The sequence below is a fragment of the Mycobacterium sp. 1245111.1 genome, assembly GCF_001673405.1.
In the GTDB taxonomy this organism is placed as follows: domain Bacteria; phylum Actinomycetota; class Actinomycetes; order Mycobacteriales; family Mycobacteriaceae; genus Mycobacterium.
The window spans coordinates 54,245-67,824 of sequence record NZ_LZLV01000122.1 but is presented as its reverse complement, the minus strand read 5'-3'; the positions used below and the strand labels follow the sequence as shown (position 1 = coordinate 67,824).

Annotated in this window: 9 protein-coding genes; 4 read left to right on the top strand and 5 right to left on the bottom strand. The window is 57.5% G+C overall.

Features of this window, described 5'->3' with window-relative positions:
• A partial coding sequence (locus A5658_RS20070) for a glycosyltransferase (protein ID WP_197503175.1) occupies nucleotides 1–2,627 on the top strand: 2,627 nt, incomplete at its 5' end.
• A 186-nt stretch (nucleotides 2,628–2,813) separates the two neighbouring features.
• Nucleotides 2,814–4,010: a hypothetical protein gene (locus A5658_RS20065; protein WP_156751567.1), complete on the top strand. Its 1,197-nt coding sequence runs from the start codon at nucleotides 2,814–2,816 to the stop codon at nucleotides 4,008–4,010.
• 50 nt (nucleotides 4,011–4,060) lie between these two features.
• On the opposite strand, the gene A5658_RS20060 is transcribed toward A5658_RS20065, so the two are convergent.
• From A5658_RS20060 to A5658_RS27710, 4 genes are all read right to left on the bottom strand, one after another.
• Complete coding sequence (locus tag A5658_RS20060; RefSeq protein ID WP_197503174.1) at nucleotides 4,061–5,095, bottom strand: class I SAM-dependent methyltransferase; 1,035 nt, start codon at nucleotides 5,093–5,095, stop codon at nucleotides 4,061–4,063.
• 93 nt (nucleotides 5,096–5,188) lie between these two features.
• Nucleotides 5,189–6,616, bottom strand: a complete 1,428-nt coding sequence (locus tag A5658_RS20055) for an SDR family NAD(P)-dependent oxidoreductase (RefSeq protein ID WP_197503173.1) — start codon at nucleotides 6,614–6,616, stop codon at nucleotides 5,189–5,191.
• Between the two features lie 34 nt (nucleotides 6,617–6,650).
• Nucleotides 6,651–6,905, bottom strand: a complete 255-nt coding sequence (locus A5658_RS20050; protein WP_067339280.1) for an acyl carrier protein — start codon at nucleotides 6,903–6,905, stop codon at nucleotides 6,651–6,653.
• A complete protein-coding gene (locus A5658_RS27710; RefSeq protein ID WP_082993306.1) occupies nucleotides 6,902–8,800 on the bottom strand; it encodes an HAD family hydrolase in 1,899 nt (632 codons plus the stop codon). The genes A5658_RS20050 and A5658_RS27710 overlap by 4 nt, the downstream gene beginning before the upstream one ends.
• 412 nt (nucleotides 8,801–9,212) lie before the next feature.
• Between A5658_RS27710 and A5658_RS20035 the strand changes: the two genes are divergently transcribed.
• Together A5658_RS20035 and A5658_RS20030 are read left to right on the top strand one after the other, a co-directional pair.
• Nucleotides 9,213–10,598, top strand: a complete 1,386-nt coding sequence (locus tag A5658_RS20035; RefSeq protein ID WP_156751566.1) for a hypothetical protein — start codon at nucleotides 9,213–9,215, stop codon at nucleotides 10,596–10,598.
• 176 nt (nucleotides 10,599–10,774) lie between these two features.
• On the top strand, nucleotides 10,775–12,208 hold the full coding sequence (locus A5658_RS20030; protein WP_156751565.1) for a hypothetical protein: 1,434 nt from the start codon (nucleotides 10,775–10,777) through the stop codon (nucleotides 12,206–12,208).
• Between the two features lie 128 nt (nucleotides 12,209–12,336).
• Here the strand turns inward: A5658_RS20030 and A5658_RS20025 are convergent, their stop codons facing one another.
• Entirely contained in the window at nucleotides 12,337–13,530 is a 1,194-nt protein-coding gene (locus A5658_RS20025) for a class I SAM-dependent methyltransferase (RefSeq protein ID WP_197503172.1), read from the bottom strand.
• Nucleotides 13,531–13,580: the final 50 nt, after the last annotated feature.

Genomic DNA, 13,580 nt, shown 5'->3' with positions numbered 1-13,580 from the left:
GGGTACTGGAAGCCGAACCACAGGTCTTCCAGGTCGGCATTAACTTCGCCGACGCCACCACCCTCACCGGCATCACCGCAATCGAGGACGTGGCACACCGAACACCCGAAGCCGGCCGCTACGCCTTCACCGAGACCTTGGCCCACGGCCCAGCAATGTTCGACACCACCCGCCTTAACCCAGCCACCGACCCGCACGGCACCAAGGCACGCACTGCCAGTCTCGACGAGGTGCTCTGCATCCAACCGCTGTCCGAACTCGGGCAGCAGGACCAACAGGTTCCAGCACAGACACAATTGGCACCGGAGATCGTACGCTCGGCCTACCCAATTAGAGCCGCGCGACGTCTGAATCACGGATTGTCGGGTATGCGCCTGTCGGCGACACCGATTGCTGACGTGAAACCGGTTGTCCAAATGCCGTTCCACGATGGCCAGGTTTGGTCGACCACCGGAATCGACCCGAGTTTCCAGTTGCATCTGCCGTCGGGCTCTACTCGCATACATCCCGGCTGGTATGTGCTGAGCGTGGCGCTCATGGCGACCGCAGGTCGATTAAGTAATCCAAAGCTCTACCGCGATCATGGTGATGGCTTTCGAGAACAAGACAGCGACCTGCTTGTACTTGCCGACAACACCACCCATCACCGGTTGCTGATCAAGGTCGAACGTCCCATATACGCATTGCGTCTAGACCCCAGCGACAGCTCTACTGTTAGCGAATTCCTGTTAGGCAGCCTGCATATTCGCCGCATCAGTCCGTTGGGGGCAATGCGGCGCCTGGCAGTCCCAGAAATCAGACGGATGCAAGACCGGGACGAAACATGGCTGCGGATCATGCACGAGGTCTGCGTGGCTCTGCACCGCGGCCCGACAGTTGCGCTCAAGAATCTGCACAACGACGCGCAATGGGGAACGGACTATTCCGAGTGGATCAAGACTCATGACACTCTGGACGACAGTTTGCGCGCGCAGATCAGGGCGGATATTCGCGCAATGGAAGAACGGCCGCTGATCTCCATCATTTTACCGGTGTACAACACGCCCGAGCGATGGCTGCGCGCGTGCCTGGACAGCGTCCGCAGTCAACTCTATGGCGACTGGGAACTCTGCATTGCCGACGACGCCTCGACAAAACCACACGTGCGGAGGGTCTTGCAGAAGTACGCCGCTAGAGATAAACGGATCAAAGTTGTCTTTCGCGAGAAAAACGGTCATATATCGGCGACATCCAACAGTGCATTGGAATTAGCGCGCGGTAACTACGTAGCCTTGCTCGATCATGACGACCTGCTGCCCGAGCATGCCCTTTTTCACGTCGCTCAGACCATAATCAAGCATCCCGAGGCGCGGCTCATTTACTCTGACGAAGACAAGATCGACGAGACCGGGAAGCGCTTCGATCCATATTTCAAGACGGAGTGGAACCCGCTTCTGTTCTGCGGCCACAACATGTTCAGCCACTTCGGAGTTTATTCGCTTGAGTTGGTGCGCGACGTCGGTGGTTTTCGCGAAGGTTGGGAAGGTAGTCAGGATTACGATCTGGCTTTTCGCTGTATCGAGCGTGTGGAACGCGAACAGATAGTCCATATTCCGCGTGTTCTTTACCACTGGCGTGCTATTACGGGTTCAACGGCCCTTGCGCCGGGTGAGAAGAACTATGCGCACATTGCGGCTCAAAAGTCGATCAACGCCCACTTCGAACGTCAGGGCGTCGAGGCTGGCGTCACACCCGTCACGGGCCTAACCGGCACCTGGTGCCTTTCCTACCAGCTTGCCGAGCCGGAACCATCGGTGTCGATCATCATCCCGACCCGGAATGGCGGTGAGGTCCTGCGGCGTTGCCTGGACAGTATTCGCGAACGTACCAACTACAGCAACTACGAGATCGTTATTGTCAACAACCAGTCGGACGAGCAAAGCACAATCGATCTTCTCGAACGGGAGGGCCGACGCCAGCACCAACGAGTAATCCTTTTCGACGAACCATTCAACTTTTCACGCCTGAACAACACCGCAGCGAAACAAAGCACTCGTGAAATTCTGGTGTTTCTGAATGACGATACCGAAATCATTACGGCAGGGTGGCTCAGAGAGCTCGTATCACTGGCGATTCAGCCAGGTGTGGGGGCTGTAGGCGCGATGCTGTACTACCCGGATGATCATATTCAACACGCTGGCATTATTCTCGGCCTAGGAGCGCATCGCGTGGCGGGTCACTCCTACCACCGCAAGGCGCGCGGATACCACGGCGACAAATGCCGTGCCCTGCTGGTTCAGGAAATGTCCGCTGTCACAGCCGCCTGCATGGCTATAAAGCGAGACCGTTTCGAGGCCGTGTGCGGCTTCGACGAATCTTTCGTCGTCGCCTATAACGACGTGGATTTGTGCCTGCGTCTTTCCCAGAAAGGCTACCGCACCGTGTGGACTCCCAACGCCGAACTTTATCATTACGAATCCGTCACCCGCGGCTCAGACACCACATCGTCTAGGTCTCGCCGACTTGATCAAGAAGCCGAGGCCATGCGATCGCGTTGGGGCGACTTGTTACTCCACGATCCCTATTACCATCCCGCACTCTCGCTTGACCGCGGCGACTTCATCACGTATTCCAGCCCCCGCAACTAGGGAAGTACCCCCATGACCGCACCCTTCGTCCGCGCCGCGACCCTCACTAAAAACCTGAACCTCGAGAAGCAAAGGCTGGAAATTGGTCCACGGGATTTTGAAGTCCGTGCCGTCTGCGAGGCCACGGACTGAGCTGTTCCTGACCGGCGATGCCCTCACCAGCCGAGAAAGCGAGGTGTTACTTCGATGGGATCTGAACTGCCCCAACAGCGGCCAATAACCTGGCGCTATCAAGGGTCAAAGATGGTTATTCGACCAGCTTCGCCTTACGTATTCGCGTTGGACGAGCCTGTCGCGCGCGCAATCGTGCGTCCCGATGCCTCCGTGAAAATGCGTGGCTGGGCCTATCTTGAAGGTACCCCCTTAATGCTCCACGTTGTTGTAGGTGAACACGAGGTGGCAGTGGCAATCTGCGTGAGCTATCGACCCGGCGTGGCGCATCGCTTTGGCGATGCAACGGCAGGCTATGTGGGTTTCGATGTGGAGGTGCCAGCTGCCGTGCTCCTAGGCCAAAAGGTGGAATTGAGGTTCACAGACTCGTGTGGTGAGGTCCGAGCCGTGCATTCGCTCTTATTTGGCAGTGAAAGCGGCGTATTCCAACGGATGTTTCTCGTGCACATCCCCAAAACCGCCGGATCCTCGGTAAACGCCTTCATGAAGGATTGCTTAGGTGAGCGCGCATGCGTGTCACATATCGAAGGCCATCCGGAATGGGAGTTCTTTACCGGAACGGACATCGAGGATGACATTGAGAATTACATTGAAGATAAAGTATTTCTTTCCGGTCACGTGCCTCTCCGTTATCTACGGCATAAGCTGTTTTTGCTAAACACACTTGTTACTACCGTGCTGCGCGACCCCATCGACCAGATTATCTCCCACATTGCGTGGCTCCGTAGACTGGCTGACCCAGACGCGAAAGAGCTTTTTTACCAACACGATACTGAGCTCCAGCACATAGCCACATGCCTAGCGGAACTGGATCTTGGATCCCCGGTGCATCTGAAGAAATGGGCCAGCGACTTATCGCATGCGGGCCAGTCGCTTTTCGACAATTGTCAAGTTCGCTACCTTGCCGATCAAGCGCCGGCCGATCGTGTCACGCAACACGACCTTCAAGTGGCAATCGGCAACTTGCAAGTCTTCGATCTCATCGGCAGAAGCGACCGCGTCCCGTCATTCCTCAACAAGGTGGCTGAAAAGATGCGCCTGGAGCGCTGTAGCGCTTCCGACGTGAACGTTCGCGAAAATGTTACGAAAACAAAGTACGGGCTTGACCCCCGCGACCCCCGCATACGCGAAGCGCTTGAACCTCTGATACACCTTGACCAGGTGTTGTACGACAAAGTTGCATCCGGCGAGTCTGTCGCTGAGTCGGTATAGGTGGTGCTCGGCGTGCGGCTGCTGCGGTAAGGCGCCCGGCCACGCTCGCTTTAGGCGTGGGAATAGTTCAGGTTGTAGATGGCCGAGGCCTCCGCCTCCCAGGCGACCTGAGGCGGTCCAGTCTTCTCGACGATGCATCCGCTGAGCAGGTACGTGCCTTCTATGCTCATTCCCTCGAAGTGCGGGGCGTTGCTATAGACGGGCACGATGTTCGCTGGATACTGATACTGCGCGTCGACGACGCGGAACCCGGTATGAACGTTGAAGATGCCGTGCCAGGACTCTTTCGAAAAGCGGAAGAAGTCCCACGGCTCGTCGTGCAGCGGCCACGACGGATGCGAAATGATCAGCGCCTGTCCGCCGTCATTCAGCGTCTTGTTCATTTCCAGGGCGACCTTCCACGGCATGAGGAGGTGTTCGAACGTCGATATGGAGAACATGAAGTCGAATGTGCGATCGACGCACCGGCTCAGGTGATGCGCATCGCCGACGACGTCGACGTTCGGCCCCGCGTGAACGTCCATTCCCACGTAGTCCAGCTTCTCCGGAAACCAGGCGCGATACATATTTCCGCTTCGCGCCCGAGAGCCGATCTCCAAAAGGCTGGGCTCGGGTTTCAGCGCCACCGCCGCCCTGAAGGTGTCGACCAGCTGCGTGAACAACTTGTCGCTGGCGGCGCTGAAGATTTCGTTGTTGACGCTAGGAATGCCTTGGTTCAGGCGCAGCTTGAATTTCGTTCGGTCAATTACGCTGGTAGGAAGCGTCGCGCAGGCGGCAAAACCCCAATCTTCGGCGTGGTTGCCGAATAAGGGCACGAGGTCGGGCCTCTTCACCGAGGTAAGACTCACATTCAGCCTTGTGTCGTCGTAATAGATCTCGATGTCGGCTTCATTCGCCCAACCTTCGAAGACGACGACGCGATTTAGAATGGAAAACCGGTCGAGGTAGCCGCGATAATCAACGAGACCCCCACCGGCGTCGGCTTCCTGATCAATTCCATGTCGGTTAGTCCACCTAGTCAAAAATGGGCGAATCACCCTAGGCCACGCTCCCTTCCCTTCGACCAGCACTTTCTTGGCCCGCATCTTATACGGCGTTCATTACTTTGTTCTCGAAGCTGGCAAACGGAGTGCGATGAGGAGACAACGCCGCGCCCGAGCTGCACTCGGCTGGAACATCTAAGCGTGCAGTCGCTGAGTGACTCGCCTCTCGATGCGTTCAATGATTGGCAGCATCGCCGCTGCCGGGGAACCAACCTCCTGCTCAATCATGCTGACTGTCTGGTCCGTTGGCAGTCGCGGTAGCCGCACCGACTCGACCGTTACTCCCGAAGGAGATCGCGTCATGTCGGTTGCAAGTACTTCGCCTGCAGCCTTGGCCATTGCGTATTCAGCTAAGTTTGGGGTCCATTGTTCGATGGCGACAGTCGACGGATAGAACGCTTGTAGGGGTGATTCCCGCATCACGGCCAGCCCGTCGCAGAGCGCATAGAAGGCATCGACATAAACCTCTGCAAAGAGTCGGAACAGGCCGGGCGAAAATCTAAGGGAGGGACGCTGAAAGATTTTCGGGGTGGCGAAGTAATACATTGAAAAAGGCGGTTCAGAAAGCTGGCCGAGCTGGTCGGCCATCGGCTGCAGAACGTCTAGTCGCATGGCGCCCGCGCGTCCCCCGGCGCTGCGGATGTCATTGACAACGGCTTCCGCGTCCGTCGCTCCCTGAGCGAAAGTGATCGTCACGTCAGCACCACCCATCGCTAACAGTTTGGCGGTGATCTCTCCGAGGCCTCGCGATCCTCCGACGACCAGGGCGCGAGATCCGACGAAACTGTCGCGAGCGATCTTCGGTCTCAAAGCTGCCGCGGAGTCTTGAACCGTGGGTGGGGAGCGCCGCGACGCTCGGAGGGATCCACGGATGCCCTGAGCGTGAACGTTCATGGTGACGATAGAAAAGCGTGGATCACTGCGGGTGGCGGCAAAGTACAAGCGATCGGCTCCTTCCAGGGAGGTGTCGACCAGCTGCACGTTGATCCGGTGGAAAATGGAATGCAATCCCGGACAAGCCATGCCTACCAAGCGCGTGAACGCAAGGATCCCTGCTACTCGCTCGACGCCGATCTTCGCCGCGAGCCGCGGATAGCGATGTCGAACGGTACCGGCAGATGAGAAATATTGGACGCAGCCGTTTGCGGCGGCGACCTCCTCCCAGCTCAGTGGCAGAGGAGATCTAGCCTCTGCGGCGTATTCGATCTGGACACCCCCTTGAGGCGGAGGATCCTCGTCCCGCGCACGCGAACCGAACTTGAGTACATATTGAGAGACTCGAGTGCCGTCCACACGCAACTCAATACGCGCCTCCTCCTGGTTGTGCCGGACCAAATTGAGCTCGACGAGTTCACCCACGTAGAGGAATTGGCCGAAATCCGCGTCCAATGAACGCAACTGCTCGAGTTTCAGCGAGTCTGCAAGTTCCTCCAGTGCCCACAGCATCGACTGCACGCCGTGGACGACACAGTCGCCGGCAGAGGTACGGCGCGCCGCTATCGGATCCATGTGCATCGGATTGAAGTCGCCCGATACCTCCGCGAACGCCTGTTGGTCGTCCAACGAGAACCGCCGAAGTGAGGTCGAGGCAATCACCTCAGGTACTCGCCGCCGACTTCGCCTTACGAATGAGTGTCACGAGGTCACCAACGTTTTCCATGTCGTCGAGCTCCTTCGACTTCACCTTGAATCCAAAATGGCTCTCGACCGCTACCAGGATTTCAATCATTTTGTACGAATCCCATCCCTCGACTTCCTTCGCCGTCAGGTCGGGTCTCAGCACCAGATCAAAGTTCATGAGCACGTCACGGATGATCTCCGTCAGCTGCTCGTAAATCTCCCCGTCCGTCATATTTGCTGCCTTTCAATTGCGATGTGGGTCTCGATCGGAACAAAATCGTCAAGCATTAGGGCATATTTGCCAGGGTCGGCTACTTCCTTAGTGAGGGAGGCGAAGCCTAATTTCGGATAGAGATCCTTAACCATGCTGTTCTTCGCGGTCGGGTGATACTCACCGATGATGCGCCGGCCGCCGAGCCGCCGGGCCTCTTCGCTGACCACGTTGAGCGTTGCGTGTTCGACTTGGCGACCCAGAACCCGACAGCTCATCAGCCAGGAATCGAGCAGTACGGCATCGTCAACGCGCTTGCCGATCACAATGCTGATAATGCCATTGTCACCGAAGCGATCGAGTAAGCGCAGGTTGATGCCAAAGGCTTCCGGGTCCTCCATGATTGCGAGTATTTCATCTTCGGAATAGCGTTTGGTGGTCAGGTTGAACTGATTTGTTTTGTTGATCAACTGAACCGTGCGCTGCAGATTGATTTTGTCGAAATTCCCCCACTGCAATCGCATCTCCAAGCTCCGCAAGTAGCCCTCCATGTCGGTGGCGCCGCTCTGCAACTCGGATCGTTCGCGGTTATTGAAGTACTGCTGGGTCCGCTCGCGGTCTTCCGGGGTGATGGCAAGAGATTCGAAATATCCGGCATCCGCGATGCACCGCGGGACCAGTGCGGGATCCTCGGGAAGCTCTGGGACGGCGACCATCGGCAGTTCCTGCCGAACCAAACTGCGCTCGAACGGGTTGTCGTCGACGAATACCAGTGAATCGAGACCGATGTTCAGTTCCGCTGCGATACGGCGCAAGTTCGTCGCCTTGTCGTCCCAATTGGCGACAAAACTCGCCACTCGCTTGCGAGTCAGAATCATCTCAGGGTGGCGCTCGAAAGCATCAAGTGCAATGTGCTCGTCATTCTTGGAACACACTGCAAGAATCACTCCGCGTTCGGAGAGTTCCAGTGCGTAGCTTTGCAGGCTGAGAAAGGCTTCCCCCAAAGCACTCCCTTGGCCCAATACAATCCCTTCCAGTCCGTCGTCGCCAATGACGCCACCCCAGAGCGTATTGTCGAGGTCAAGCACCAAGCATTTTGACGAGAGTCCCAGCAGTGCGCCAAGAACGCGTGCGACCGATTCTCCATAGCGTGGAACCGCGGACGATTTGATTTCCTGTTTGCTTCGGTGCCAAAGCGCGACATCATGCCACGTATCAAGGCCGTCCTGTCGGAGTTGGCGATCGACAGCGACAAGGTGCGCACCGCCGGCATCCGCAGCGGCCTGCAAACGAAGATTTAATTGGTCTAGGAAATGCGCTCGTGAACCTGGCAGCCGGTGCTCGTTGCTGCCCATGAGGTCATGCCAGATGGGCAGCGCTGTTTGCTGGAGAACGCTGCAGTTGAAGGCTTCCTTTGCCAAAGCCCAGCACTCTCGAATAGACGCGAGAACCTGTTCTAACGCCCCTGCAGCCTGCGGTCCGTCGAGCCCGGGCCGCAGGCCCTGCGTGAGATGGTAAGCGTCGAGTGCAAAGAGAACGACCTGAGGGCGGAAGCGATGAAGAGGCGACTCGACGTCCAGCAACTCTCGCCGGTACTGACCGTACTCCGCCTCATATGTGAGCAGGTGTAGGCCGCGGCGAAGCGCGGCCACCCGGAGACCCGCGTGCAGCTGGGTAACGGTAGAAGAGCCGAGTATGGCCACCCGCAAGCTCTTGACCGAGGCCGGTTCTGCGCCCGCACCATAATGCTTGGCGGAAATCTGATCCAGCGTGTTGGTCTGGACGAAATCCAGATTATGGTTGGCGAGCGCAACCAAATCCGCCCAGCTAGGCGGTACTTCGGCAAGCAGCAGCGACCGCGCCCGTGCTCGGAAGTCCCTACATTCAGGCAGCCAGTACAGCGATGTTTCTCTCATCCGACAGAAACTCCTGCCGCTATAAGCGAATCATATTGACCATCAGCTTTGTCGATCAGAGAACGGCAATACACCGCTGTCGTCACCAACGAACAAAGCGCACGGGTCAACAACCCCGGCAGTTCGCTCAGCGGCATCTGGCGGGCCAGGTTATTGGCACATTTTGGATCTCGCACGCGCTCCACCAAGGTGGAGAATAGCGCCCGCTCCTCGGGTCCGCCGTCTATTGCGAACTCTCCGAGGAGAACCGCCGGCTACGCTGCCAACTCGCGTGCGTCCTTGGCCGACTCTGCGCCCGCCCCGGGGAACACCCACCGTTAATTCGATACTCCTCAAAGGGGCCGAAGGGCCCTTATAGTGAGGCGTGGTTGAGGCTGCGCACAAGTTCGGTTGATTACAGCGAGGTGGGATCATGACCGGGAGTGTCCCGCCCGACTCGACAGCGAACTTCGGCTCGCCCGCTGAGTTGCTGCCTCCCCGAGAGCTTCTGGATTGGCTGGGTGAAGCTGATACGTACACGGCAGCTGTGCAACAGCCTGAACGTATGCCCAGCGGTAGCGTGCATGAATATAATTCTGATCTGCCCAGGTTTGGGAGATCAATTTCTTTTGGTGGAAGTGGCCATAGCGAGGAGTTAATTGGCCCGGGATGGTCCATCCAAGAAGATTATGGCCGTTGGATGATCGGCGGATTCAGCGTGCTTGCGTTGCCGATGCCGACGGGGAGCAACGCTGCCGATTTCATTCTTATGTTGCGTGTCGCGCCCTACACTGCAAATGGTCTGATTGAGTGTCAGCGGTGCACTGTCGTTTGTGGGGCTGAGACGGTTGCCGAAATGAATCTCGAGCCATGGCCATGGCCTAGGTGGATCGGCTTTCGCATATCGGCGGAGGCGGTGGTCTCGGAGAAGCTAGCGATCATATTCATCCATCCGGATGCGGGGAGTCCGCAGAAGTTTGGTGTCTCGCCGGATACTCGCGAGTTGGCGATCGGGGTGCACGAGGCCGTTTTGCTGCCGGTGACGGAAGCGGATGAATTGATGGGCTGGCTCGGAAGGACCGGACAATTCGTGTCGAGCGATTGGCGCGCACAGGCCTTAGTCCCCGACTGGAAAAAGATCGCCTTCCAGTTTCAAGGCATGGGACAGGATTGTGAATTTGGAGTGGTCCAACGGAGGTGCGGTGCTGAGCCTTTGGGATTGTTCAGATTCGCTCGGATTCGGCAGCATTCTCTGATTCAATGTCTTCGCAGCGGGTTCTCGGAACTTAGCGATGAACAGGAATTGACCCTCGTGTCAAACAACTCGGCCGGGGAATATCTCAGTGAGTACAAAAGCCTTGAACTGGTTTTTCACACGTCGATTCAGCTTGGTCAGGATGTGGATGTTGATGCCTTGCACCGCAGGGAATCGTCCAGATTGAAAATGTTGGCACGACTCTTCAAAGAAGATCTCGAGGATGGAGAGAAGATCTTCGTTCTCTTTAGACGGGGTCTCTCGCTGGACGAGTTCGAGGTGTTGCCTGTCATCAGCTTGATGCGCCGATACAACCCGCAGGCGGCGCTGCTCTGGGTGGCCGTCGCTGGACCGGATGAAAGACACCTGGTCGGGCAGTGCGAGATGATCGGCAACAATCTGCTGAAGGGTTACATAGACGAATTTGCTGAGCCAAGCCGGATTGGAGCACCCTTTCGATCGGATGCTGGAAAGACATTCTGGTTTCCGCTCTGCAGGCGCTCGGCAGACCCATTCCAACTCTCGCCCAGGGTTTGCCGCCCGAGCAAAAGCGGCTTGAGATGAGTTGAGAAGACCCAGGATCAGCTGTCGATACAGAACTCGAAGGCCCGGCAACGGAGCGCCCGCACCGGGGGACACCCGCCGTTAATTCGATACTCCTCGCAGGGGCGGAAGGGCCGTTATAGTGAGGCGCGGTTGAGGCGGCGCACAAGTTCGGTTGATTACAGCGAGGTGGGATCATGACCGGGAGTGTCCCGCCCAACTCGACAGCGAACTTCGGCTCGCCCGGTGAGTTGCTGCCTCCCCGAGAGCTTCTGGATTGGCTGGGTGGCGCTGATACGTACACGGCAGCTATGCAAGAGCCTGACCGCATGCCCGGCGGTCCCGCGTCGGCCCTGAACCATCCAACGACACCCGTGTCACGGAGGGTGCATGAATATAATTCTGATCTGCCCAGGTTTGGGAGATCAATTTCTTTTGGTGGAAGTGGCCATAGCGAGGAGTTAATTGGCCCGGGATGGTCCATCCAAGAAGATTATGGCCGTTGGATGATCGGCGGATTCAGCGTGCTTGCGTTGCCGATGCCGACGGGGAGCAACGCTGCCGATTTCATTCTTATGTTGCGTGTCGCGCCCTACACTGCAAATGGTCTGATTGAGTGTCAGCGGTGCACTGTCGTTTGTGGGGCTGAGACGGTTGCCGAAATGAATCTCGAGCCATGGCCATGGCCTAGGTGGATCGGCTTTCGCATATCGGCGGAGGCGGTGGTCTCGGAGAAGCTAGCGATCATATTCATCCATCCGGATGCGGGGAGTCCGCAGAAGTTTGGTGTCTCGCCGGATACTCGCGAGTTGGCGATCGGGGTGCACGAGGCCGTTTTGCTGCCGGTGACGGAAGCGGATGAATTGATGGGCTGGCTCGGAAGGACCGGACAATTCGTGTCGAGCGATTGGCGCGCACAGGCCTTAGTCCCCGACTGGAAAAAGATCGCCTTCCAGTTTCAAGGCATGGGACAGGATTGTGAATTTGGAGTGGTCCAACGGAGGTGCGGTGCTGAGCCTTTGGGATTGTTCAGATTCGCTCGGATTCGGCAGCATTCTCTGATTCAATGTCTTCGCAGCGGGTTCTCGGAACTTAGCGATGAACAGGAATTGACCCTCGTGTCAAACAACTCGGCCGGGGAATATCTCAGTGAGTACAAAAGCCTTGAACTGGTTTTTCACACGTCGATTCAGCTTGGTCAGGATGTGGATGTTGATGCCTTGCACCGCAGGGAATCGTCCAGATTGAAAATGTTGGCACGACTCTTCAAAGAAGATCTCGAGGATGGAGAGAAGATCTTCGTTCTCTTTAGACGGGGTCTCTCGCTGGACGAGTTCGAGGTGTTGCCTGTCATCAGCTTGATGCGCCGATACAACCCGCAGGCGGCGCTGCTCTGGGTGGCCGTCGCTGGACCGGATGAAAGACACCTGGTCGGGCAGTGCGAGATGATCGGCAACAATCTGCTGAAGGGTTACATAGACGGATTTGTTGAGGCAAAGCCGGATTGGAGCACCCTTTCGATCGGATGCTGGAAAGACATTCTGGTTTCCGCTCTGCAGGCGCTCGGCCGACCCATTCCAACTCTCGCCCAGGGTTTGCCGCCCGAGCAAAAGCGGCTTGAGATGAGTTGAGAAGACCCAGGATCAGCTGTCGATACAGAACTCGAAGCCCCGGCATACGGGGTGAGTCGCCGCACTCACCCGCCGAACGCGCCGCAGCTCGAAGTGCTGGTGCTGCGGTAGGGCGGCCCGCGCTCGCTTCATTCGTGGGAATAGTTCAGGTCGTAGACGGCCGAGGCCTCCGCCTCCCAGGCGACCTGAGGCGGTCCAGTCTTCTCGACGAGGCATCCGCTGAGCAGGTACGTGGGAAATGTGCTCATGTTGTCCAAGTGCGGGGCGTTGCTATAGACGGGCACGATGCTCGCCTGAAACTGGTACTGCGCATCGACGACGCGAAATCCGGTATGAACGTTGAAGATCCCGTGCCAGGAGTCTTTCGAAAAGCGGAAAAAGTCCCACGGCACTTCGTGCAGCGGCCACGATGGATGCGAAATGATCAGCGCCTGTCCCCCGTCATTCAGCGTCTTGTTCATTTCCAGGGCGACCTTCCACGGCATGAGGAGATGTTCGAACACTGAGATGGAGAACATGAAGTCGAATCTGCGATCGACGTACCGGCTCAGGTGATGCGCATCGCCGACGACGTCGACGTTCGGCCCCGCGTGAACGTCAATTCCCACGTAGTCCAGCTTCTCCGGAAACCAGTCGCGATAGGTATTTCCGCTTCGCGCCCGGGAGCCGATCTCCAAAAGGCTGGGGTCGGGCTTCTGCGCCACCGCCGCGATGAAGGTGTTGACCATCTGAGCGAACACCTTGTCGGCGGGGACTAGGGCTGTGTTGAAGAGCTCGTTGTTGGCACTGGGAATGCCCTGGTTCAGGCGCAGTTTGAATTTCGTCCGGTCAATTTCTTTCGTCGGAAGCGTCGCGCATGCGGCGAAACCCCAACCCTCGGCTTCCTTGCCGAATAAAGGCACAAGGTCGGGCCTTTTCACGGGGGTAAGACTCACATTCAGCCTTGTATCGTCGTAATAGATCTCGATGTCGGCTTCATTCGCCCATCCTTCGAAGACGACGGCGTGATATAAAATGGAAAACTGGTCGAGGCAGCCGTGATACTTCTGGCGCAGCTTGAATTGGGACTCGTCCTCCACGAAGTCTTTGGCCTCGGCATTACCCGGCTGGCCGCGCCGCCTTTTTCGCTTGACGGGTGGCGCAACGAGCAGAAATGATGATCCTGCCACGCGCTCGCCGACCGCGAGCTCGAGCCGGCCATGCAGTACCCAGTGGTCGTAGCCCGACGAGAATTGGCCATCACGCACGGCCAGCGCGACGTCGGGAAAGGTGCGAAGGTATAGCTCCTCGTCGAACAACTCACGGTGCGGCAGATCATCCATTCCGGGAGTCTCCTAGCCTCGAATTTATATGCAGGTTGATAGCGATCGCG

Coding starts and splice junctions, on each gene's coding strand:
- A5658_RS20065 (WP_156751567.1), top strand. CDS start 2,814: ATGGGATCTGAACTGCCCCAACAGCGGCCAATAACCTGGCGCTATCAA.
- A5658_RS20060 (WP_197503174.1), bottom strand. CDS start 5,095: ATGCGGGCCAAGAAAGTGCTGGTCGAAGGGAAGGGAGCGTGGCCTAGG.
- A5658_RS20050 (WP_067339280.1), bottom strand. CDS start 6,905: ATGACGGACGGGGAGATTTACGAGCAGCTGACGGAGATCATCCGTGAC.
- A5658_RS27710 (WP_082993306.1), bottom strand. CDS start 8,800: ATGAGAGAAACATCGCTGTACTGGCTGCCTGAATGTAGGGACTTCCGA.
- A5658_RS20035 (WP_156751566.1), top strand. CDS start 9,213: ATGACCGGGAGTGTCCCGCCCGACTCGACAGCGAACTTCGGCTCGCCC.
- A5658_RS20030 (WP_156751565.1), top strand. CDS start 10,775: ATGACCGGGAGTGTCCCGCCCAACTCGACAGCGAACTTCGGCTCGCCC.
- A5658_RS20025 (WP_197503172.1), bottom strand. CDS start 13,530: ATGGATGATCTGCCGCACCGTGAGTTGTTCGACGAGGAGCTATACCTT.